The sequence below is a fragment of the Noviherbaspirillum album genome, assembly GCF_035916955.1.
In the GTDB taxonomy this organism is placed as follows: Bacteria; Pseudomonadota; Gammaproteobacteria; order Burkholderiales; family Burkholderiaceae_D; genus Noviherbaspirillum; species Noviherbaspirillum album.
Map to the genome: position 1 here is coordinate 1 of NZ_JAWIIV010000006.1, position 22,451 is coordinate 22,451.

A 22,451-nucleotide genomic window follows, 5' to 3' on the forward strand; every position below is an offset into this window, starting at 1 on the left:
GCTTCAAGCTCAATGCCGATCCGCGCAAGTGGCTGCCAGGCCAGAACGTGACGGTGAGCCAGAACGTGACTCTGCCGGCGGACATGCCCAAGGGGAACTATGCGGTGCTGCTGAACCTGCCTGATCCGATGGCAGCGCTGCGCGGCCGTCCGGAGTACTCGATCCAGCTGGCCAACACCAATGCCTGGGAAGCCTCCACCGGCTTCAACAGCCTCAACCACACCGTCGGCGTCGGTTCCTGACCCGACAAATCCTGCACGGAGGCCGGCATTCGTGGTGGCCGGTCTTCGGCTGCAAGTCGGACGCGCTTGATCCACCTCAGCGGCCGGTCGTCCGGCTTTTGATATGGTTGGACTCACCAGTGTTCGCCATTTGCAGGTAATCCAGCCATGCGACTCTCCGCCGTCGGCACGACCACGTTTTTCATTCTGCTGCCGTTCTGGTCGGGCGCGGGTGCTGTGAGCGACGTTAAATCCGGGCGTGCCGATGCATCCCCCTTCTTTCGCAAGGCCGATCTTGTCAGCCGGGAGTACCGTCCCGCGCGCGGCCTCGTGCCGAATCCCGAACGCGGCTGGTATTACAGCGCGGACTGCGACGGGAAGGTTGCCGTCGAACAGCTGAAGACTTGGCGGAATCGGGAAGGCATTACCCTTGCCGTCTGTTCCGTCGGCCTAGGCGAATTCATCAGCAAGGAGATTTCTCCAGCCGCCCTGGAGAACTTCAGCAACAACATGAGCTCCTTTCGTGCCGCGGGCATGAAAGCCATACTTCGTTTCTCCTACAGTTCGGATATTTCCGGCATCGATGCCAACCTGCCGCGCATCCGCGCCCACATGGACCAGCTGAAGCCTTACCTGGAAAAGCACAAGGATGTGATTGCCGTGGTCCATGCCGGCTTCGTCGGCGGCTGGGGCGAATGGGCTTACAGTCGAAACTTCGGCAACCTCGGGCAGTTGAGCGAGGCAAACTGGCGGGACCGGAAGGCGGTCGTCGACAAGCTGCTCGCTGTCGTTCCGAAAGAACGCATTGTCCAATTGCGGACACCGGCTTTCAAGCGCCGCTTCGCTGGAGAAAAACCGCTGCAGCCGGGAGAAGCCTACGGTACCTCCGCGCGCGCAAGGCTTGGGCATCACAACGATTGTTTTCTTGCATCCGCCAATGACTGGGGCACCTATACCGACAGAACGGTCGAGTATCCCTATTTGCAGGAGGAAACCGCCTATGTCGCCATGGGAGGAGAAACCTGCAATCTCGAGCCCCAGCGCAGCAATTGCAAGAATGCCCTCGATGAACTAGGCCGCTTTCATTATTCCTATCTTAATGCGAGCTATCATCCCGAGGTCTTGAAGGCCTTCAAGCAGGAAGGCTGTTACGGCGTAATAGAAAACCGGCTCGGCTACCGATTCGTGCTGCAGCGGGCGGCATTTCCCAAGGCGGCACAGGCAGGCGGCGTTCTTTCCTTCGAACTGGCGGTGCAAAACGACGGCTGGGCTGCGCCGTTCAACCAGCGCGATGTCGAACTGGTTTTGCGCAATCGTTCAACCAGGGCATTGACGCGGCTGCGCGTGGAAACGGAGATTCGTCACTGGCGACCGGGCGCGACCACACGATTGCGACAGGCAATACCTTTGCCGGAGACGCTGCCGCAAGGCCGATACGAGCTTCTGCTCAACTTCCCTGACGCAGCCCCCGGGCTGCGCAACCGTCCGGATTATTCCATCCGGCTCGCGCACGAGGACGGATGGGAGTCCGAGACGGGTTTCAATCGTCTCCATCACAATCTGGAAATCAAGGGCGCGGTTGCATCGGACGGCCTCAGGAAACCATCGAACCGTTCGAACAATTCGATTGCGATTGACCAGCGGTGATCATGGATTCGAACGATCTCCATCACGCGACACCCGCAGGTCCGCGCATTTTCACTCACATTGAGCGGGAACAAGGCCGAACTATAACGAGCGCTATAGCGTAGGCGATAGATGCTTGACAGGCAGCCGAGGAGCAATCGACCGCCGGCCCGAGCCGATAATTTCTTGCATGTGGAGACAAGCATGGGCGAGCTCAACTTACGGCCCCTTCAGGAAGCGGATCTGCCGCGGCTGCGTGAATTGTTTGCCGCTTCCTTCGGCCAGAATCGTGCCCAGGACTACGACCGTTGGCGTTTCATCGATACTCCCTATGGCCTCGCACCGACCATCGTTGCCGACGACGGCGAAAAACTGGCCGGCTCTTACACGATCTGGCCGACGCTGCTCAATATCGGCGGCGAGGTGGTGCGCGGCGGCCAGTCGATGGATACGATGACGCATCCGGAATACCGCGGAAAAGGATTATTCACCAAGCTGGCGATTGCCTGCTTCGACCAGCTGGCCAAGGATGGCTATGAAGCGTTGTACGGCTTTCCGAATGCAAACAGCTACCCCGGCTTCATCAAGCGCCTGAACTGGGATCATGTGGGCGACGTGCCGCACTGGTCGCGCCTGATCACGCCGCTCGCGGAAAAGCCTGCCCCGCTGCCGGCGCTTTCCCGCATGGGGACACGGATCGTGTTCAAGACGAAATCACGCGGGCTGCATGTGGAGGCGCAAAGGCCCGACGACGACACCGTTAATGCGGTCATTGCCCTGCATACTGAAAGCAAGGACCTGTGCCGCATCGAGCGCAATGCGTCCTGGTACGCATGGCGGTATTCTCCGCCTTTCGGGCGTTCCTACCAATGGTTCACCGCCTTCAACGGCAGCGAGCCGCACGGCTTCGCGGTCATGGGTTTCGACACCGACAAGGCAACCGGCGGCGAAGCCCAGCTTTGCGAAGTCATTGGAACTGACGAGGCAAAGGCGGCGCTGATCGCGGAAGCGGTACGTGTCTGCTACCGTACCTACCGCAAGGCACTCAAGACGATCACCAACGATCCTGCCGTGATTGCGGCGCTGCGCGACAACGGCTTCATCCGGCGCAGCGAGATGCGCACCATCGTCAAGCCCCTGACCACCCGTCTGTTCAAGGCGAACATCCACAACTTCGACGCATGGCGCTTCATGGGCGGAGACTTCGATGTCTACTGAAACAAAATCCGACCCTGCTAAGTGCGGCTGCCGGTATTGAACACGGACGCGGAGTCACTGAGCTGCCCCGCCTGTTCATGCAGGCTATGCGAAGCCGCCGCCGCCTGCTCTACCAGTGCGGCGTTCTGCTGCGTGATCTGATCCATGTGCGAAATGGCGTCATTGAGCTGCTGAACACCGGCGGACTGTTCGTTGCTAGCCAATGCGATCTCGGACATGATGGTCGACACACCATCGATCGATGTGATGATGTTCCGCATGATCTCCCTGGTTTCCGATACCAGGGCGCCTCCCGCTCCAACCCGCTCGACCGATGTCCCGATCAAGGTACCGATTTCCTTCGCCGCTGATGCGGTACGCTGCGCAAGCGTTCGGACCTCCGTTGCCACCACGGCGAAGCCCCGGCCCTGTTCTCCCGCGCGCGCAGCCTCAACCGCCGCATTCAGCGCAAGGATATTGGTTTGGAAGGCAATTCCGTCGATCATGGCAATGATGTCCCTGATCTGCTGCGAGGATTCGACGATGCCGTTCATGGTCAGGCCGACTTTCTCCACCAGCTCGCCGCCCTGCTGCGCCACCCCGCTGGCGGATCGGACCAGTTCATTGGCCTGCTGCGCATGTTCGGCATTCTGACGCACGGTGGATGCAAACTCTTCCATGCTCGATGCGGATTCCTCCAGGCTGGAGGCTTGCATTTCGGTGCGTGAAGACAAGTCCATGTTGCCGGATGCGATTTCCTGCGTGGCCCGGCGCATCGATCCGATATTCACATTGATATCCCCGACCAGCGCGACAAGAGTAACGTTCATCTGCTGCAAGCCCTGCAACAGGCGACCGACGTCGTCACTTCGATGCGTGCCGACGTTTCGGCTAAGATCGCCGCCGGCGATCGCTTTCGTCATTTCGGTTGCTTCACGAAGTGGCAGCACGACACCGTTGCGGAACCAGAGCCATTGATACAGCGTGACCACGATCGCCGCCAGACCAAGGCCGCCGCCCAACATCGATGTCATGCTCAAAGGCGCGTCACCTACGAGGACCCCGATCGTGGCAGCGGTCAGCATGCTCAGCTGCAGCAGCGACGCCAGCGCAATCCGCTTGCCGAGATGCATTTCGCCGAGCCTGCGGAGCCGCGCCAGAAAACCTTTTCCTATCACCGAACCGCGCCTGAGCATCACGTCGGCCGTGCCTTCGCGCAAGCGGCGATAAAGTTCTTCGGCCTCGCGAATCTGCTCCCGCGTAGGCTTGGTGCGTACAGACATGTATCCAACCACGCGGCCGTTTTCCATGCATGGCGTGACATTGGCTACCACCCAGTAGTAATCGCCATTCTTGCGCCGGTTCTTCACCAGCGCAGTCCAGAGTTCGCCTTCCTGCAGGGTCTTCCAGAGGTCGGAAAACGCTTCCGCCGGCATGTCGGGATGACGAACAAGATTGTGCGGCGCGCCTAACAGCTCTTCTTCCGTGAAACCGCTGACTTCAACGAAATAAGGGTTAACGTAGGTAATTTTTCCCTTGAGGTCCGTCTTGGAAACAATGGGCCGGCCTGCGGCCATTTGATATTCGGTATTGGTTACCGGCAGGTTCTTGCGCAACGTATCCCCCTTCGCATCCATGAATGGAATGGCAATTTTGATAATCTATTTTTATGCGGCTACGTTTTTTGGGGAGCGCAATTGACATTAGACGAAAAAAAATGCCTTAGTGCAACTTATTATCGTATTTCGGCTTCGGACGACGGACGACGGACGACGGACGACGGACGACGGGCGACGGGCGAGCAGGCAAACTCTGTTAGTTAATAAGTAAGTTTTGGTTTAATAAAACGCCAGTTGAATGTCTTAAGCCTGAGGAAAGGTCTTTCTATGGCATACCAGCTGACCAGGCCAAGCACTAGCGAACACGCCAACGATGATGCAAACAGCATGCGCGGCGTCATTCCGGGCACGTACCAGAGCAGAAGCTTCTGCACGGGCCAGCCGTAGAGGTAGACTCCATATGACATGTCGGGACATTTCCTGTAACAAGCCAGGACGGGATGCTGCCAGAATGCGAGGCTGAAAAGCAGATACCCTGCACCTAACGCGAGAACGACATCCGGCAGCGCCTTGTACGACACGCCGAGCAGTAACAGCAGACCGCCGGCGAACAAGGGCAGCCACCGGGACGGCGAACGATCCGGATACGGCACGTATTCCCTGAACAGATAGAAGCAGGCGCCGATAAAGAAGAAGGTCGACAGGCGCAATGCCGGAAAGTAGAAGTTTTGCGCAGGAAGAAATGGCCAGGCCTTTTGGGCAATGCCGAGGGCCACGAGCAGGAGCGTCGCCATGAGCCAGTAGCGCCGATGACGGATGGCGCCTGTCAGCCCCAATACCGCGACCGAAAGATAGCAGAGGAACTCGAAGAAAATGGTCCACATCGAGCCGTTGACCGTCGGGAAAGGCAGGCTTTCGAAACTAGGCGGTACGGCGGGCACCTTCAGAAACAGCATGCTTTTCGCAAGTTTGAATAGTTCGAGCTGCGAAAGATAGGATGCGGCATTGCTGCCCAGCGGGCCGGCCACGAACGCGGAAAACAGGGCGGCGACAATGAAGCCCGGATAGATTCGCCATATCCGCTTCATCATGAACGACCAGAGATCGGGGGTCTTTTCCCAGCTCTGCACGATCAGATATCCGCTGAGGAGGAAAAATCCGTCGACTGCCAATTCGCCCAAGGTGATTCCTCGAAAAAGCGAGGCCAGCGGGTCGCTCGCATCCCTGCCGTCGAACATGATATAGGAGTGCGAAAGTATGACAGACACCGCCAGCAGCAGGCGCAACAGGTCGAAATTGTTGGCACGCTCCGGCCGCACCGGCGGCGACTGCGCTGGCAGTGCATGAATGACTGGCATCTTGTCTCCTTTCGCGGCGAGGCGGTCCGGTGGCGTAGAGTGCGTTTGGCAAACACCGTGCGCCGGAATGTACGGGACGTTTTCGGATTCGGTGTGAATCGGTGTGAATCAGTCCTGAACCAGCAATGCGCTCCTGCGTCGGGCAAATATGGTTTCATAGACGCGCACCGTCTTGCCCACCATGCGTTCGGACGTGAACTGCGACAGATAGCGTTCGCGACCGGCGCTGCCGAGCCGTTTTCGCAGGGAAGCGTCGCCGAGCAGCCGGCGCAGCGCATTGGCCAGTTCGATATGGCTGTTCGGCGCGACGAGTATTCCGGTCACGTCATCCATGACGGCCTCGGGAACGCCGCCCACACGGGTTGCCACGACCGGCAAACCGGCGCGCATGCCTTCGAGTACGCTGATCGGGAATCCTTCCCAGCGGCTGATCAGGGTAAATACGTCGGCGTCTCGCAAAAGGTCGGCGACATTATTGCTGGCGCCGGTAAATTCGACGCGGTCGTCGAGTCCGAGCGCGGTCGATAGTGCCTTGCATTGACCAAGCATGGGGCCGTCTCCCACGCACCGCAGCTTGAAATCCAGGTCGCCAAGCATCGCGGCAGCATGCAGCAGGGTCTGATAATCCTTGGGTGCGGCGAAGCGCGCCACCATGACGATGCACGGCACCGCGTTGTCGTGCGCGGATACGCATTCCGGCAGATCGGGAATGCCGTTATGCACGGTCATGAGTTGTGAGCCTTCCACGACCTCGTGCCGCATCGCCAGATTGGCATCGTATTCGGATACACAGATGACCTGCCGCGTGATGAACGACGAAATGCGCTCTATCCACTTGTACACCCGCGCACTGCGGGGGTCCGAGCCTTCTGTAAATGCCCATCCGTGCGCAGTAAACACGGCGGGCACTCCGGCGAACAGCGCGGCGACACGGGCAATCACTCCCGCCTTTGACGAGTTGGCGTGAACCAGGTCCGGTTTTTCTTCACGCAGCAGCCGATACATGTTGAGCATCGCCTTCAAGTCCTGCCACGGGCGAACCGGATGGATCAATCCCTTGCAGACCTGATACCGTATATCAAGCTTCTCAGCGGTTTCGGTCAGGTAACCGGTATCCCCGGTAATCAGGACCCGTTCGTACTGCCGTACCGATGACATGAGAATGCGCAGGTATTCCTGCGCGCCGCCGAATTCCGACTTGGTAATGACGTAGGCAACTTTCATGCAACACTCCATTTGAATTGGCAGAGAACGGCAACGATTCACGCGATCTCATGCCAGGGAACGGAATCAACCCAGGCGCCCGCCCACCCTCGCCCTGCTCTGCGATGATTGGCTAAGCAGAGCCGGCTCCGCGCTTTCCCTGCGTCCGGCAAGCCAGGCCGGCAGGCATCGAACGGCATTGTTGAATAGTTGCCGGGGACGCTTGCGCACTTTCATGGCGTCGATGCAGCTCAAGCCGCTCATGTGCGTGAGCGTGTGCGTGCACACAATATCCTCGTCCCAATCAGGGTCGAGGCGGCTGACCGGCGTTTCGCGGTAGTACATTTCATTGATCAGGTCGATGCGATGGATCTGTATCGCCTTGCCGTAAGCCCCCGAGCAATCCTGAGACGGGCGGTACCAGTGCTCGCCGACCTGGAACACGCGCCCCGCCTGGCGCGCATTGCGCACGTCGGAAACGATGGGATTGGCCGGATGGGGATGCCAGCTGTCGCTGAGCAGGTCTTCTGAATAAAACAGAAACAATTCGTCGCAGGTGGACGCGCCCGGGGTCTGGGAAATGTTGGTGAACATCCAGTACTTGCCGTCGTGGTGCCAGATGGTCGTGTCGACCGCACGCACATCGGTCATCAGATTGATGACGAATTCCCACTTATCGGGAAAGTGCTGCGCCCGGTACAGCTCGATCGTACCGTTCTGGCTCGTCTCGGGAACCATGTAGAGATTGCCCCTATCTTCAAAGACATGGGGATATGAAAGATGGTACGGCTTCTTCAGGATCGGCACGGGCGGCAGCACAGGTTCATGCTGATCGTTGAAATTGATCACCGAGAGATAGCCGATGTTGTCCGCATATTCCAGCTCCTCGATGAAGATGGCATGGCGGCCCTGATGCTCGTACACGAAAGGGTCTGCCCAGAACCGGTCTTCCGGCGGCAGCAGCTGCTTGAATTCCCGCGCGCGTACCGGAAACGCGTTTTCGTCGCCGAAATGATAGAGCAGGATCCATTGCTTCCAGTAGAGCTTGTCGACCAGCTTTTCATGCAGTTTCTGGCCGAATAATGCCACCAGTCGTGTCAAGACCGCCTTGTTGTCGAAATCGGTAACATCGTCATGGTGATCGGTATTGTCGTGCTCCATCTGCGCATGCCTTGCGATGAACGCATCGAGCCCTTCATCGCGCAGTTCGCACAGCTTGCGCGGCACGAAGGACGCGGTCTTCCAGTAGACGACGCCGGCGGTACGCGCGGCGGAGATCGAATCGGTCGCGGACCAGGAACGCTGCAGCACCAGCGTATCGCTTTCCTTCGCCGCAAGGACGGTCAGCTCGGAGCGCGTCGTCGGCTTGCCGGTCAGGACCTCCCAGGCGCCGGCGACGGCTTCGTCGGCTTCTCCCTGCCGCGCATACTGGCAGGCCCAGACACCGCAGGATGCAGCATGCAGGATGTCTCCGCGCAGCGTGCCGAAGCCAAACTGGATCATGACGTCAAGCCGATACTCGGTGATATGCCGAATGTCCTCTTCGGAAAACTCGTCGAACTTCCCATGCCGGTGCGTCGCAACCTGATGGACCGGAATGCCATCGAGCGGTGCGGTCATGTCTACCGGGCGGAACGCGTCGCGCTGGTTCTTGAATAATTGAGAGTCGAGTTTTTTCCAGAGCCGGTAGGCGAGCGGAGCATAGGTGCGCCGCAGCTGTCGACCGCCGCCGCTGCCGCGCCGCGAGCCCGCATTTCTCACCACCAGGGCTATCTCCAGTCCCTGTTCCGCCAGAATCAGTTCCAGCGACCGCGCAATCCATGCCGGTACGATCAACTCATTGACCAGCACGCCTATTCGTATGGTTTTCATTGCTGTCCCCTTGTATTGGTCACTGCGCTCAGCTTGCATTGCCCGGCGTTTTCCGCCGGCTCCGGCTCAGGCTGCATGCCGGCAGAGTACCCGGCATAGAGTTGCAGCCATTTCTGCACCACGGTGGAAAGTGCATAGTGCGTCATGATGCGTTCGCGTCCCGCCATGCCGCGCCGCTGCCGGTCCCCGACTCCAGCCTCAAGCGCGGCGCCCAGCGCATCGGCCAGCGCAAGGCTATCGCGCACCGGTACCACATAGCCGCAGTCGCCCAGCCATTCGCGCACGCCGCCGGCATCCGTTGCCACCACCACCCGCTGGCAAGCCATGGCTTCCCCGACGACCAGCGGCAGGCCTTCCCAAGCGGAGGACAGGACGAACAGGTCGGCGGCGCTCATGAGCGCCGGCACGTCCCGCCGCAACCCGAGAAAGCGGACATGTTCAGCGATGCCGAGACGCGCGGCATCGGCCTGGAAAGTTCGCTGTTCGTCTCCCGTGCCGGCAATCCATAGCACGCAATCGTTGCGCCGCTTGCAGAGGCGAACGAATGCCTCGGACAGGTTCCCGTAATCCTTCTGCGGGCTGAACCGGCCTACAGCCAGCAGCACGTGCGTATCGTCGGGCACCTGGAATTCGCGTCGCAATCGCTGCCGGTCCTCTTCGCGAAAACGGAAACGCTCGGCATCGATGCCGTTATGCATGGTGACAATGCGGCCCTGGCGCGCCGCGCCGCGCTCCAGAAAGGCGCGCACCGCCTCGTCGCTGACATTCGTGGTCAGGTCGGCGAGCCGTTCCGTCAGGCGATAGGCCAGCATCCGCGCGGCACCGCCTTCGTTGGTGTTGTGCGCGCTGCAGATCAGGCGCCGCATCGGCAAGCCTGCACGCAAGGCCCTGGCAAAGAGATTGGCGTGCACCATATGGCTATGCACCACGTCCGGCGCGAATGCCTTGAGCAGGCGCCGCGCATGCAGGTAACCCCGGACCAGCCCCGGGAGAGTGCGCTCCATGCGCAGTATTTCCAGGCGGACGCCGCGATGCCGAGGCATCACCGTCGCTTCGCCGGTCATTGCGATAAGCATGACGGCGTGCCCATCCGCCGCATAACAATCGGCGAGCGCGGCGACCTGGTTTTCAGCTCCACCCATGCCCAGACCGGTGGCGACCAAGGCAATCTTCATCGGTTTCAAGCGTTCGCCTCCCGCTGCGGTACACGGCTACCGGCCGCCGGGGCCATGAGTTCATCGAACAAGTGATCCCAGCATTCCAACACCACTGGAAGGCTGTATCGAGCCAGCACCGAGGCGCGCGCCTGCATGCCGAGCGTCAGCCGCCGCACCGGGTCCGTCATGAGATGGTTGAGAGATGCCGCCAGCTCCTCGCGGTCGTTCTGCGCGATCAGCAAGGCGTCGCTGCCGTCACGGGTGATTTCGCGCGGACCACTCCTGCAGTCGAATACCGCACATGGCAGTCCGAGTGCCATGGCTTCCAGCAGCGCATTCGGAAAACCCTCGACGCGCGAGGTCATCGCGAAGATGTCGGATCGCGCCAGCTCGGGCCAGGGTGCATTGGTCGCGCCGGCAAGCTTGATTCTCGCGGCAAGCCCGGCGGCTTCCGCCTGCTGCTGCAGTCGCTCCCGCAGCGGTCCCTCGCCATAAATGACAAGGTCCCACTCAGGCCGTCGCGCGGCCAGTTCCGCGAACACATCGATCAGCAGATCGAACTGCTTCTCCTCGCAGAGGCGCCCCATGGCCACGAGGCGCCGCCGGATTCCGGGTGCATGACGGGAGCCGGGGTCGGGAAGGTAGGCCTGTACGGGTGACGGAACCGGATTCGGCACCACGCGCACCGATTTCAGCCCCGGGAATACCGATGGCAGGCGCTGCGCCGCCGACTCCGTCTGCACTGTCACCATGTCGGCCTGCCGATAGACGAGGCCGTACAGGCGCTTCTTCCATAGCGGCATTGGCCATGCGACGGGATCGGTGCGCTCGCAGGCAATGAGCGGAATGCCCAGCCCGCGCGATGCCAGCACGGATGCGACGTTGACACCGGGCAGGAACGATATGATCACGTCCGGCTTCTCGTCGCGAAGCAGGCGGCGGTAGGCGGCGAGCCGGTGAACGCGGTTTTTCAGCGAGCGCTCGTGCGAGGCAACGCGATCCGCAAGATAGACCACCCTCACCCGTTCCGGCAGTGGATAGAAGCAGTTGCCCCTGCCGGAAAATGTGGCGAGAAGAGTTACGTCATCGCCTCGCGCGGTCCATGCCTCGGCCAGAGTGCAGGCGACGCGCTCGGCGCCACCGGAATACAGGCTGCTGAGGGCGACAAGTATCTTCATTTCTGCTGCTCCAGCCAGGCTTGAAACATGAGCACAATCCACAAATGCCATTCCCAGTTGTAGCGGCCAGCGAGATGCTCGGTCCATTTGGCGCGGACCAGTTCCGGCTGGAGAAAGCCTTCGTTGCGCAGGCGGTCGGCATCCAGCAGGGCTTCCGCCCAATCGCGAAGCGGCCCGCGCAGCCAGCTTCCGATGGGAACGGAAAAACCCATCTTCGGACGATCGACCAGCTGTCGCGGCACGTGCCTGTACAGGACATTGCGCAGAATCCACTTCGACTGGCCATCGCGGATCTTCATGCTTTGCGGCAGGCTCAACGCGAATTCCACCACCCTGTGGTCGAGGAAAGGCACCCTCGATTCGAGCGAAACGCCCATGGCGGCCCGGTCTACCTTGACCAGAATGTCGTCCGGAAGATAGCTGTGCATGTCAAGCGTCATCAGGCTCTGGAATTCGTCCAGCCCGGCGAGCTCCTGCCTGCCGCCGGTAAGCACCGTCGGCAAGTCATGGCCGCCGATCACGACCGAAGCCGGGTCGTTCCAATGGGAGATCAGCCCGAAATACAGGGCAGCGATCGAGTCGCTTTCCAGGACGGCGGCGCCCTTGTGGAACTTGTGTCCGACATTGGCGCCGCGAAACGCCCGAGGCAGCACCGCCTGCATGTTCCCGGTCAGCGCATTCCACGACTGCGGCGACAGGCTGAGCAGCCCACGTGCCGCCAGGCGGCGCAGCATCAGCGGCTTGGCCGCCAGGCGCCGCCACAGATCCGCGGTTTGCTGATAGCGCTGGTAGCCGCAGAACAACTCATCGCCGGCGTCGCCGGACAGCGATACCGTCACATGCCGGCGCGCCAGCTTGGATACCAGATAGGTCGGTATCTGGGAGGGGTCCGAGAACGGTTCGTCATACAGGCCGGGGAGCTGCGGGATGACTGACATTGCCTCGCTGGCGGTGACATAGAGTTCGGTATGGTCGGTGCCGAGGTGCGCTGCCACTGCCTTGGCATGCTCGGCTTCGTTGTAGCCCTCTTCGTGGAATCCTATCGAAAAGGTCTTTACCGGCCGCGACGACTGCGCTTGCATCAAGGCCACCACCGTGGAGGAATCGATGCCGCCCGAAAGGAAGGCACCCAGCGGCACGTCCGACATCATCTGCTTGCCGACCGCATCCTTGAGCAGTTCCTCAAGAGAGTCTGCCGCTTCTTCGGGACTTCCGGCGAAGGCGTTCGACGCCCCGCTGCGCGCGTTATGGAAGCCGTTCCAGTACGGGCTGATGCGCGGTTCGCGCTCGGCGAGCGACACTTCCAGGAGGCACCCCGGAAGGAGCTTGGAAATGCCCTCGTAGATCGAGTATGGCGCCGGGATATAGTTATGGCGAAGCTGCAGGCTCACCGCCCCGCGGTTGACGCTGCTTTCGAATGCCGGATGCGCTCGCAGCGCCTTGAGTTCCGAACCGAACAGAAAGGCTGCGTCGCTTCCCCGCCCCTGCCAGCCGTAGTACAGCGGCTTCTCCCCGATTCGATCCCGGCCCAGCGTCAGTACACCGGTATCGCAATTCCAGGCCGCAAATGCGAACATGCCGATCGCGCGCCTGATGGTGGCTTCGATGCCCCAGGCTTCGAAGCCGGCCAGCAGGGTTTCGGTATCCGAGTGCCCGCGCCATGCCGGTGCCGCGCCCATGGCGTCGAGTTGCCTGCGCAGGTCGAGGTGATTGTAGATTTCGCCGTTGTATGCGATGACGAAGCGCGAGCTTCCAGAACGCATCGGCTGATGGCCGTTGGAGGAAAGATCGACGATGGCCAGCCGCCGGTGGCCGAGGCCGACCGCGCGGTCGCGATCGAACCAGAATCCCTCGTCATCCGGTCCGCGTCGCGCAATCGTGTCCGTCATGCGCTTGAGCAGCGCACGGTGCCCTTCTCCTTCCTGCCGCAACGCCCCGCCGAGATATCCCGCAAATCCGCACATGCTTGTCTACCTTCCCTGGTTCGGATGAGTTTTTCTGCCTGCTGCCTGCTACCTGCTGCTGGTTGTGAATTTTCGGTTTTCAGTCTTTTCGCCTTCGATTTTTCCCGCTCAAATGCCAATGCTTATTCGATCCGCCTTCCCGACACGAGAGCAAACGTAAGGAGCCAGAACTGAAAATCGAACATGTTGTGGGTAAACATGGTCATCAGTACGAACAGCAGGCACATGGACTGCTGGAGCGCACGGTCTTTGAAATAGCGGCCGTTCCATATGATCAGCGCCAGCGATATCCACATCGCGATCCCGAACATTCCGTATTCGGCGGCCAGCAGGACAAATTGGTTGTGAGGACCGACGCTGCCGATCGCGTGCGGCCAGCTTTCCGTGGCGCCCGGACCGGCGCCGACCACCATGTTGTTGATGAAGGTCTGCCAGCCGTCGCTGAGCACGGCGGAACGTTCCAGCGCGCTTCCGTCCTTGAGGCCGCCGCTGGTAAAGAAATTCAGCCGCTGCTGCAGGTCGATCAGCGCCGGACTGAAATCGTGGCGCGTTTCGAAGTAGATTTGCATGCTAGCCATGAGGACCGGCGCCGCGGCGGACACCGCAAGCAGCAGGATCAGCGCCGAGCGCGGCAGCACGCGGGTGAAGGCCAGTACGATCCAGAGGATCAGCCATGCAAGAATGGCGGAACGAGAAAATGTCAGAAAGATTCCGGCCCCAACCACCAGCAGCAGCACGGTACGGGTGGATCGCTTGAGCACCGGACAGGCGAGCAGGAACAGCACCAGCATGACTTCCCCGGCCGTTGTCGGGTTGATCAGCGTGGCGGCGCTGCGTCCGCGCACCGCGCCGTCGATGTCCACCGGATAAAAGAGACCTGGGGCCAGGAAGTCGACAAACACCATCACTGGCAATGCGACCGCAAGCAACGGGAAAATTTTCTCGAAGCGACTGCTTCGCACGTTTGCAAAGCACATGCCGAGTACGACAGCGAAGATCAGCGTCTGTATGCGCGTGGAAATCAGTTCCGCCCGGAAGACGCTGCCGTCCGCGGATGCACCGTACCAATACACGGCATTGAAACTGACTGCGACAAATGCCCACAGGGCGAATGGTGACAGCAGATACGTGACCCAGGTACGGAAACGCAGCAGCAGCGGCAGCAGCATTACCAGGAAACCCACATAAAAGTATTTCGGGGCGAGCGACTTGCTCAGCGCGTTGGCATAGTTGGGCAGATTCAGAAAGATCAGCACCAGCACCGTCGCCAGCGCCGCGGCCACATAGTGTTCGACAAAACTGCTCGCGGCGGAGCTTGGCAGCCGGCGATGTGCGTAGGCAGGCGTCGCCGCGGCGATCGGATGCATTTCACTCAAACCGTGATTCATGAGCTATTCCTCGAACATATTCCGTTTTGCGTGCACCCGACGCCGTGATGCCCTGTTTCCTGTGCATGCATTCATCGAACAATTCTTCCCAGAGCGATGAAATCTTTTTCAGCGAAAAGCGCTCCCGCGCCTCGATTGCGCGTTGTCCGAATTCCTTGCGGAGTTGGCCGTCCGACATCATTGTTTGCAGTGCGCGCTGGAGGCCGGCATGATCGCCCGGCGGTACCAGGAAACCGTCGACTCCGTGCCGGATGATGTCGCGCGGGCCGGTTTCGCAATCGAATGCAACCGCCGGCAGACCGTGAGCCATGGCTTCGGCCAGAGTATTCGGAAAGCCTTCGTATTCGGATGTCATCGCATACAGGTCGGCATGCCGGTACCAGTCGCCGAGGTTGCCAACGCGACCCGCGAAGAAGACACGGCCGTCCAGTGCCGCGTCCTTGACCTGGCCTTCGAGCGTGGAACGCAGCGCGCCCTCTCCGGCGATGACCAGATCCCAATCGCCGTTGCTCCGCGCCGATGCGGCGAATGCGGCAATCAATGCCCCGACATTCTTTTCACGGATGAGGCGACCGGCCGCGAGAATGATCTTCCTCCCCGGCCGGCAGAACATGGCGGGTTCGACAATCGGAACATGCGCGGCTAGCGGCCAGCCGGCCGGATTGGGGATCACCGGCACGCAGGAAGCATTGGTATGCTGCTTCAGCCAGTCGGCGCATTCGCTGGTCAGCGCCACGACGGCATCAAGCTTGCCGTAGGTCCGTTGCCGCAGATGCTGCCAGATGCTTCCGAGCGGAGAGCGCGGCGGATAGGTGCGTTCGGATCCTATGATGCGCAGGGTCGGCATGCTGCGGGCTGCCAGCGGCAGCAGGATATTGGCTCGGCTTTCCATGGCGATCGCGATGTCGGGCTTCGCCTGGAGAATGACTTCACGCAGCGCTCCGGCACGCCGCAGGTTGTGCGCAATGGCCTTGAAGATGTTTCCACTTTCGCCGCCCAGACCGAGAACAATGCGGTTGACGCCGGGGTCCAGGTCGTAGGCATCGCTGCCGCTCGCCACGAGCGATACGACGGTAACTTCCCATCCCCTGGACACCCAGTGGCTGGCGAGCGTCGCGGTCACGCGTTCAGCGCCGCCGCCGTTGAGTGCATAAATGAAGAACAGAACCTTCATGTGCGCTCCAAGCGGGTTGTGAAGTTGCCGAGATAAACGATCATCTGATCCGCCCCAGGGTGATACGGAAGAAGAGTGCCGTGGCCGCATACACCGCCACCCAGCCCAATGCGATGCCGTTGAGGCCGAGCGAAGGGATCAGCAGCAGGTTGGCAGTGATTTTTACCGCGATGCCGATGACGCCCGGCCAGAACAGCAGCCGGTACTGCCCGCGGCTGGATGCGTAGGTGACGAGAACCAGTCCGCCGAAATAAAAGGGCAGTTGAAACAGCCCATAACGCAGGACTTCGGCCACCGCTTGCGTGTCGTGGGCGGAGAAGGCGCCGCGTTCGAACAGGATCTGGACTGCCCAGGGAGACAAAGCCCACCCGGCGGCGGCGGCAGCGGCGCCCACGAGGAATAACAGGCAGGCCCATTGCCTGACGAGCCTCCATTGCCCTTTTCCGCCGCGCGCTGCGGCACGTGAAAACACCGGCAGCATCGCCCGGCCGGCCACCGTTGCGCCGAGTCCAAGCAGCAAGGCCAGCACGCGGTTCGCGTAACCGAGCATGGAGACCGCACCGGAGCCCAGGCTCGCCGCGAAATAGATGTCGATGAAACCGATCAGGGTCATCAATGCCTGGCCTGCCAGCAGGATGCCGAACCCCTGGAAGAATGACTTCCAGTGCGGCGAACTCAGCGCCAGCACGGGTGCCTCGATCTCGGCACGCCGGATCAGCGGCAGCAGCAGGCATGCGAGATGAATGACGAATCCGGCAACCGTCGCCCATACCAGCCACTCGATACCCGAAGCTGGCAGCATGAGCAGCGCGGCGGCAATCGTCAGTGACGGAACGCCTTCGAGCAGCGTGTTGGCGTGCCTGCCCGCGGCCAGGGTCCATGCCGACAACAGGCTTGCGAGCAAACCCAGGGGACCGAGGGCAAGCAAGGGAAGCAGCATGCGTTCAGCAATGACGGTCGCTTCGTCGGGAAGCCCGGACCATGTGCCGCTCAGGGCAAGGGCCAGGGCCAGCCAGCTCAGCAGAAAGAGAGCCGCGCATGCAAGCAGGGTTTGCCCCAGCAGTTCGGCCCGAAAGCGCGGCAGGTCGAGCGGCGCCTCGCGGTGAATGCGCGATGCCAGCGGCACCAGCACGACGGTCAGCACCGCGAACCAGACGCCAACCGGCCAGCTGATGATGTTGAACAGATAGAGATAGGCATCCACTTCGGCACCCACCCCATACTGGTAAGCGACGGCCATTTCCTTGATTGCGCCTGCCACTTTGGCGAGCACCACGAACAGCGATACCCAGGCGATCCCCCGGAAGATTGCGCGATGGTCCGAATGGCTCGCCTTGATGCGAGTGGTGGCGGCGCTGAGCAGGCTCACTGCAGTCCTTTGTATCGTTTGTTTATGTTGACAGGCATGGTTGATAACAATCCTTCTGCATGGTGGCTTCTCTAACCGGTGCGGGACACCTGGGCCGCGTCGACCGGCCGGTTCCTGTTGCGCTGTTTGAATTTCACTGCGGCGTTGATCGCTCCCGACGCCCAGTTCAGCAGGATCGAACGGTGATTGGCCTCGTGTACCAGGCGCCCGCCGAACTGATCCTTGAAATCGTTGATCTTGCGCAGTTCGTCATCGGTTGTATCGGGAGCGTAGCCACCGAGATCGTAGGTGCGGAATCCATCCTGCTTCAGCCTGCACATGTCATAAAAATGCAGGCCGCGGTTGGCGGAACTGAGCACCGCACCGCTGATGTCACGCTTTTCCTCCCTGAGGATCGACGCGCCATAGAGAATGGTGGCCCTGGACGTGTTCCTGTCGCACAGATACAGGTGCGCAAACAGGATGTCCCCATGCAGTTCTGCCTTCGTAATTCGGTATTCACGAACGCGCTTGCGCAGGGAATCGGCCTTGAGCCAGTAGTTCAAGCGTTTCTGCCCGGAGAACCGGTTGAAAAAACGCACGAACTCATCAATGTCGCTGCTCTCGCGAAAAGCGATGCCTTCCTTGTCGGCGCGGCGAATCAGGCGCCGGGTATCGGCGCTGAAGCTCATGAGCAAGCTTTCCTCGCTCTGCGTCAGGTCTATCAACTTGGTGAAAAAGGTTTCCTGAACAAACCCGGGCACGCGCCGGGTCACCGTGCTGCGCTGGTAATCGGTCAGCCAAAGTGCTCGCCAGGGACTGACGGCATGGCTGAACCAGATCGTTTTAACCTTCGGTTTCATCGAACATCCGCTCCTATGACCATTCCTGCCGCGCGTTCATGCCGCCGCTGCGAGTTCCTGCCGGATATACCAGGGCATCGCGGCTTCTAGCCCTTGTCTCACCCGGTATTGCGGCATGTAGCCAAGCCGCTCGGCCGCCTTGCCGATATCGGCCTGCGAGTGTCGGACATCGCCCTTGCGGAAGTCGCGGTAGATCAGCTTCTTTTCGTAGAGAATGCCGCGCATTGCAAGCTCCTGGCGCAGCATGTCCGCCAGCTGCCTGAGCGTGGTGGTGTCGCCTACCGCTACGTTGTAGATCTCGTTCCTGTCGTGCTCGGCGGCCATCGCGGCAAGCAGGTTGGCTTGCACCGCATTTTCGATGTAGCAGAAGTCCCGGCTGGTTGCGCCGTCGCCGTTGATGACCACGTCGTCGCCGCGAATCATGGCGGCGGTCCAGGTCGGTATCACCGCGGCATATGCACCGTTGGGATCCTGCCGCTTCCCGAACACGTTGAAATAGCGCAGGCCGATGGCGTTGAAGCCATAAGAGCGCGCGAACACGTCGGCGTAAAGCTCGTTGACATATTTCGTGACCGCATACGGCGACAGGGGACGGCCGATCCGGTCCTCGCGCTTGGGAAGATCGGGATGGTCGCCGTAGGTGGAACTGGAGGCCGCATAAACGAAGGAAGAGACTTTCGCATCGCGGGCAGCCACCAGCATGTTGAGGAAGCCGCCGATGTTGACGTCATTGGTCGTCTGGGGGTCATGCAGCGAACGCGGCACGGAGCCCAGCGCGGCCTGGTGCAGCACGATATCGACGCCCGATGCGGCTTCGCGGCACATGGCGGCGTCACGGATGTCGCCCTTGATGAAACGGAAGCGGCGCCACTGCTCGCCGCTCACGAAGGCGCGAACTTCATCGAGATTGCACTCGTAGCCGGTCGAGAAATTATCGATGCCGACAACCTGCTGGTCGAGCTTGAGCAGGGTTTCCAGAAGGTTGGAACCGATGAATCCGGCGCATCCGGTCACTAGCCATTTGCGCGGTTGCGCGCGCAGCGCTTTCTGGACGATTTCGTAGGCGATCATGTCATTCCTTTGCGTTCGGTGCGGGTGCATCAAGGTGCATCAAAGGGGCATCGGCGCCTCATCAAAGCCGCATGTCGGCATCTTCCTTCGGCAGCACGTACTTCAGATCGAACAGGACATGCTTTTCCTTGCCGAACCTGCGCATGTCGGCGGCGCTCATTTCGCGGAACTGTCGATGGGCGACGGCCAGGACGATCGCATCATATTTCCCGACCGCCGGCTCCTGCACCGGCGTGATGCCGTACTCATGCTGTGCGGCGGCCGGACTCACCCAGGGATCGTAGACATCGACATTAATGTTGTAGTCCTTGAGCTTGTTGATGCTGTCGATCACTTTCGAGTTGCGCAGGTCCGGGCAGTTTTCCTTGAAAGTCATGCCCATCACCAGTACGTTCGCGTTTTCCAGATGAATGCTGCGCTTGATCATCTGCTTGACCAACTGGCCGACCACATAGCCGCTCATATTGTCATTGATGCGACGCCCGGCAAGGATGACCTGCGGGTGATAGCCGAGACCTTCGGCCTTATGGGTGAGGTAATAGGGATCGACGCCGATGCAATGGCCGCCTACCAGGCCGGGGTTGAACCGCAGGAAATTCCATTTCGTACCGGCCGCATTGAGCACGTCTTCGGTATCGATGCCGAGTTTCTTGAAGATGATCGCCAATTCATTCATCAGCGCGATGTTGAGATCGCGCTGCGTGTTCTCGATGACCTTTGCCGCTTCGGCCACCTTGATCGAGGAGGCCTTGTGCGTGCCCGCCGTGATCACGCTCGCATACAGGGAGTCCACGAACTCCGCGGATTCCGGCGTCGAGCCCGAGGTTACCTTGGTGATCGACGTCAACCTGTGCGCCTTGTCACCCGGGTTGATGCGTTCCGGACTGTATCCGGCGAAGAAATCGACGTTGAACTTCAAACCGGAGACACGTTCTATGATCGGCACGCAGTACTCCTCTGTCGCGCCAGGGTAGACGGTGGATTCATAAACCACGGTGCCGCCGGGACGAATGACCTGCCCCACGGTCTCGGAAGCTTTCTGCAGCGGGGTCAGGTCGGGTTTCTTGTGGTCGTCCACCGGCGTCGGTACGGTAACGATGAACACGTCGGCCCGGCGCAGCAGTTCCATGTCGGTGGTGTAGGTAATGCGCGCAGATTCGGCGAGCTCTTCCGGGCTGACTTCGAGCGTGCTGTCCCGGCCTTCCTTCAATTCATTGATGCGGCTGCGATTGATGTCGAACCCGATGGTCGGATAGCGCTTGCCGAACTCGACGGCCAGCGGCAGACCGACGTAACCGAGACCGATCACCGCGATATGGGTATTGATTGAGATTTTCATATTGAATCCGATCAGTGTTGGCAACAATGTTGGCGGCTAGAACATGCGGGCGCTCAGGCACTTTCCCGTACAGGCACGTCGGGTTGCAGCTTCGAGTGCATCTTGACGGCGCGGCGCATCTGCGGCGCGGCACGCATGCTCCGGAAGCTGCGGATGCGCCATGTCCCGCGCACCAGGCGGGTATAGAAGGCGATATACGCGACGACTTGGGCGATGACGATTGCAACCGCAGCGCTTGTGGTATCGCCCAGCAGCACGGCTGCGGCGGTCGATACCGCGATCCATACGGCCAGCACGCTGGCCACGGAGGCATTGCGCATCCAGGGCTGGGGAGCATTGCGCGGCACGAGCTTCCAGACCAGCCTGCGGTACACCAGCATGTGCATGTGCAGCCTGTCCGGCAGCGCCGGGCTGGACTTGCGAACGATCTTCTTCCGGTAGATGCTGTACATGGCTTCGATCACCGGATAGGAGCACACGGCAAGGGCTTGCCAGGCATTGACGTCGGGATTGCGGGCGATCAGCAGGATGGCGACTTCTGCTATCCAGAAACCGGCCAGGTAGGCGCCGCCGTCGCCGAGAAAGAGCCGTCCCGCGGGATAATTGACTAGCAGGAAGCCGAGGCTGGCCCCCGCTCCCGCCAGTGCCAGCTGAAGCACCAGCATGTCTTCGGTGCGCCATGCCAGGAAGCCGAGCCCGGCAAGTAGAATGATGACAGTCGAGCCGGCGATGCCGTTGAAGCCGTCTATGATGTTGACGGCATTGGCAACCCCGCCGACGGCGAACACGGTGAACGTGATGGCGATGAAGGGCGCCCAGCGGAACAGGGCATCGATGCCCCAGACATCCACCCTCAGCAGGATGGCTCCCAGCAGCCAGCAGGCCAGCAACGCGCTGGCAAACGTGGCAATCAGCCTGCCGTGTATCGAGACCTTCTTGGTCATGTCCTCGACAAGCCCGGCGACGAAGGCCGGCAGACCTGCGAGCAGCAGCCACATCACGGTGCTCGATTGCGCGGACTGCGCCGCGTTGGCGGAACCGAAGGACAGGTAAAGCGCGGAGGCGAATGTGCCGAAAAGTATGGCCACCCCACCGATACGTGGCACCGGCCTGGTATGGAATTTCTGTACGCCTTTTGTGTCGCTGTCGAGCGAGAGGCTTCCGTGCCAGCGCTGGGTCAGCAGGATCAGCAGGCATGCAATGAAACTGACCAGTGCCGCGACCATCGCGGTGCTGATGATGTCCGTCCCTGACAACATATTCACTCCCCGTTGAAGAAGCATTGCAAATGAACGGCGCGAAAGGTCTCCTGCCTGACGCCTGCGGCGTCATGCTTTGTCGGACATTCGTGCGGTATTCCCCTGCCGGATCGATGGCGAAAGATCTCCAGGCCCGGATGCGACGGCACGGCCGTGCCTGCATTCCGGGTCATCCGGTTTCTGAAAAAATGCTGGACCTCTTCGCCTCGCTACAAGCGGGAACAGGCTCGGCCCTGCCTTCGTCTCTTGCCTTTAATGCCTTTTCGGATCGGTTTGCTGTCAGAGCTAGTTCTTTTTACCGTCTTACTGTTGTCGATACTTTACCTATCCATGGATAGAAAGATAAGTATCAAATTTCGATGGGCGCTGAGTGTTTGCGTGGGTTCTAATGATGAAAATCGATGAATGCAATGAATGAAGCCCAGCACCGTGCATCCGGCATATTTCCTGGGCTCGTGGGGGATGCAAGACATTCCCCGCCCGGCGACCGGTGGCACAAACAAGGCATGGCAGGTATGGTTCAATCAGGCGTTTCGATCTATTTTGCGCGTCGCGGAACCTGCCGATTGCCATCACCCGAACGGAAAACTATCGAATTTTTCGTCCTGCTTTTGGAATCGGCTAGCGGTTATTCGATGACTTCATCGAACAGATCGACCCTCGCCTCGCTGCCA

At 60.5% G+C, this 22,451-nt stretch carries 18 protein-coding genes; 4 read left to right on the forward strand and 14 right to left on the reverse strand.

The features are described 5' to 3' along the window. From RY831_RS09000 to RY831_RS09010, 3 genes are all read left to right on the forward strand, one after another. On the forward strand, positions 1-242 hold a 242-nt coding region (locus RY831_RS09000), incomplete at its 5' end, for a DUF4832 domain-containing protein (protein WP_326506000.1). A 147-nt stretch (positions 243-389) separates the two neighbouring features. Beyond that, positions 390-1,868 carry a DUF4832 domain-containing protein gene (locus RY831_RS09005; protein WP_326506001.1) on the forward strand — a complete coding sequence of 493 codons (1,479 nt, stop codon included), beginning with the start codon at positions 390-392 and terminating at the stop codon, positions 1,866-1,868. Between the two features lie 183 nt (positions 1,869-2,051). Beyond that, a complete protein-coding gene (locus RY831_RS09010; RefSeq protein ID WP_326506002.1) occupies positions 2,052-3,065 on the forward strand; it encodes a GNAT family N-acetyltransferase in 1,014 nt (337 codons plus the stop codon). 17 nt (positions 3,066-3,082) lie between these two features. On the opposite strand, the gene RY831_RS09015 is transcribed toward RY831_RS09010, so the two are convergent. From RY831_RS09015 to RY831_RS09080, 14 genes are all read right to left on the reverse strand, one after another. Further along, on the reverse strand, positions 3,083-4,660 hold the full coding sequence (locus RY831_RS09015) for a methyl-accepting chemotaxis protein (RefSeq protein ID WP_326506003.1): 1,578 nt from the start codon (positions 4,658-4,660) through the stop codon (positions 3,083-3,085). Positions 4,661-4,863: 203 nt separating this feature from the next. Next, the gene (locus RY831_RS09020; protein WP_326506004.1) at positions 4,864-5,961 is read right to left on the reverse strand and encodes an acyltransferase family protein; all 1,098 of its coding nucleotides are present in this window, start codon (positions 5,959-5,961) and stop codon (positions 4,864-4,866) included. Between the two features lie 108 nt (positions 5,962-6,069). Further along, positions 6,070-7,185, reverse strand: coding sequence for a glycosyltransferase family 4 protein (locus RY831_RS09025; protein ID WP_326506005.1), 1,116 nt, complete (start codon positions 7,183-7,185; stop codon positions 6,070-6,072). A gap of 66 nt (positions 7,186-7,251) precedes the next feature. Further along, entirely contained in the window at positions 7,252-9,036 is a 1,785-nt protein-coding gene (locus RY831_RS09030) for a glucosamine inositolphosphorylceramide transferase family protein (protein WP_326506006.1), read from the reverse strand. Then, entirely contained in the window at positions 9,033-10,211 is a 1,179-nt protein-coding gene (locus RY831_RS09035) for a glycosyltransferase (RefSeq protein ID WP_326506204.1), read from the reverse strand. Before RY831_RS09035 ends, RY831_RS09030 begins: the two co-directional genes overlap by 4 nt. Before the next feature lie 5 nt (positions 10,212-10,216). Beyond that, positions 10,217-11,371, reverse strand: a complete 1,155-nt coding sequence (locus RY831_RS09040; protein WP_326506007.1) for a glycosyltransferase family 4 protein — start codon at positions 11,369-11,371, stop codon at positions 10,217-10,219. Continuing rightward, the gene (gene asnB, locus RY831_RS09045) at positions 11,368-13,335 is read right to left on the reverse strand and encodes an asparagine synthase (glutamine-hydrolyzing) (protein ID WP_326506008.1); all 1,968 of its coding nucleotides are present in this window, start codon (positions 13,333-13,335) and stop codon (positions 11,368-11,370) included. The genes RY831_RS09040 and asnB overlap by 4 nt, the downstream gene beginning before the upstream one ends. A gap of 122 nt (positions 13,336-13,457) precedes the next feature. Further along, positions 13,458-14,723 (reverse strand): O-antigen ligase family protein, encoded by a 1,266-nt coding sequence (locus RY831_RS09050; protein WP_326506009.1) that lies wholly within the window; start codon positions 14,721-14,723, stop codon positions 13,458-13,460. Further along, positions 14,704-15,897, reverse strand: a complete 1,194-nt coding sequence (locus tag RY831_RS09055; protein ID WP_326506010.1) for a glycosyltransferase family 4 protein — start codon at positions 15,895-15,897, stop codon at positions 14,704-14,706. The genes RY831_RS09050 and RY831_RS09055 overlap by 20 nt, the downstream gene beginning before the upstream one ends. A gap of 40 nt (positions 15,898-15,937) precedes the next feature. Then, complete coding sequence (locus RY831_RS09060) at positions 15,938-17,266, reverse strand: lipid II flippase MurJ (protein ID WP_326506011.1); 1,329 nt, start codon at positions 17,264-17,266, stop codon at positions 15,938-15,940. A 71-nt stretch (positions 17,267-17,337) separates the two neighbouring features. After that, a complete protein-coding gene (locus RY831_RS09065) occupies positions 17,338-18,108 on the reverse strand; it encodes a GNAT family N-acetyltransferase (RefSeq protein ID WP_326506012.1) in 771 nt (256 codons plus the stop codon). A gap of 36 nt (positions 18,109-18,144) precedes the next feature. After that, complete coding sequence (locus tag RY831_RS09070) at positions 18,145-19,179, reverse strand: SDR family oxidoreductase (protein ID WP_326506013.1); 1,035 nt, start codon at positions 19,177-19,179, stop codon at positions 18,145-18,147. A gap of 61 nt (positions 19,180-19,240) precedes the next feature. Then, a complete protein-coding gene (gene tviB, locus RY831_RS09075; protein WP_326506014.1) occupies positions 19,241-20,518 on the reverse strand; it encodes a Vi polysaccharide biosynthesis UDP-N-acetylglucosamine C-6 dehydrogenase TviB in 1,278 nt (425 codons plus the stop codon). A 53-nt stretch (positions 20,519-20,571) separates the two neighbouring features. Continuing rightward, positions 20,572-21,777, reverse strand: coding sequence for an MraY family glycosyltransferase (locus RY831_RS09080; protein WP_326506015.1), 1,206 nt, complete (start codon positions 21,775-21,777; stop codon positions 20,572-20,574). Positions 21,778-21,806: 29 nt separating this feature from the next. Between RY831_RS09080 and RY831_RS09085 the strand changes: the two genes are divergently transcribed. Next, complete coding sequence (locus RY831_RS09085) at positions 21,807-22,115, forward strand: hypothetical protein (RefSeq protein ID WP_326506016.1); 309 nt, start codon at positions 21,807-21,809, stop codon at positions 22,113-22,115. Positions 22,116-22,451 lie beyond the last annotated feature (336 nt).

Bases quoted from the DNA above. Each gene is read 5' to 3' on its own strand.
- RY831_RS09005 (WP_326506001.1), top strand. From the start codon at position 390: ATGCGACTCTCCGCCGTCGGCACGACCACGTTTTTCATTCTGCTGCCG.
- RY831_RS09010 (WP_326506002.1), top strand. From the start codon at position 2,052: ATGGGCGAGCTCAACTTACGGCCCCTTCAGGAAGCGGATCTGCCGCGG.
- RY831_RS09020 (WP_326506004.1), bottom strand. From the start codon at position 5,961: ATGCCAGTCATTCATGCACTGCCAGCGCAGTCGCCGCCGGTGCGGCCG.
- RY831_RS09025 (WP_326506005.1), bottom strand. From the start codon at position 7,185: ATGAAAGTTGCCTACGTCATTACCAAGTCGGAATTCGGCGGCGCGCAG.
- RY831_RS09030 (WP_326506006.1), bottom strand. From the start codon at position 9,036: ATGAAAACCATACGAATAGGCGTGCTGGTCAATGAGTTGATCGTACCG.
- RY831_RS09035 (WP_326506204.1), bottom strand. From the start codon at position 10,211: ATGAAGATTGCCTTGGTCGCCACCGGTCTGGGCATGGGTGGAGCTGAA.
- RY831_RS09040 (WP_326506007.1), bottom strand. From the start codon at position 11,371: ATGAAGATACTTGTCGCCCTCAGCAGCCTGTATTCCGGTGGCGCCGAG.
- asnB (WP_326506008.1), bottom strand. From the start codon at position 13,335: ATGTGCGGATTTGCGGGATATCTCGGCGGGGCGTTGCGGCAGGAAGGA.
- RY831_RS09050 (WP_326506009.1), bottom strand. From the start codon at position 14,723: ATGAATCACGGTTTGAGTGAAATGCATCCGATCGCCGCGGCGACGCCT.
- RY831_RS09055 (WP_326506010.1), bottom strand. From the start codon at position 15,897: ATGAAGGTTCTGTTCTTCATTTATGCACTCAACGGCGGCGGCGCTGAA.
- RY831_RS09065 (WP_326506012.1), bottom strand. From the start codon at position 18,108: ATGAAACCGAAGGTTAAAACGATCTGGTTCAGCCATGCCGTCAGTCCC.
- RY831_RS09070 (WP_326506013.1), bottom strand. From the start codon at position 19,179: ATGATCGCCTACGAAATCGTCCAGAAAGCGCTGCGCGCGCAACCGCGC.
- tviB (WP_326506014.1), bottom strand. From the start codon at position 20,518: ATGAAAATCTCAATCAATACCCATATCGCGGTGATCGGTCTCGGTTAC.
- RY831_RS09080 (WP_326506015.1), bottom strand. From the start codon at position 21,777: ATGTTGTCAGGGACGGACATCATCAGCACCGCGATGGTCGCGGCACTG.
- RY831_RS09085 (WP_326506016.1), top strand. From the start codon at position 21,807: ATGAACGGCGCGAAAGGTCTCCTGCCTGACGCCTGCGGCGTCATGCTT.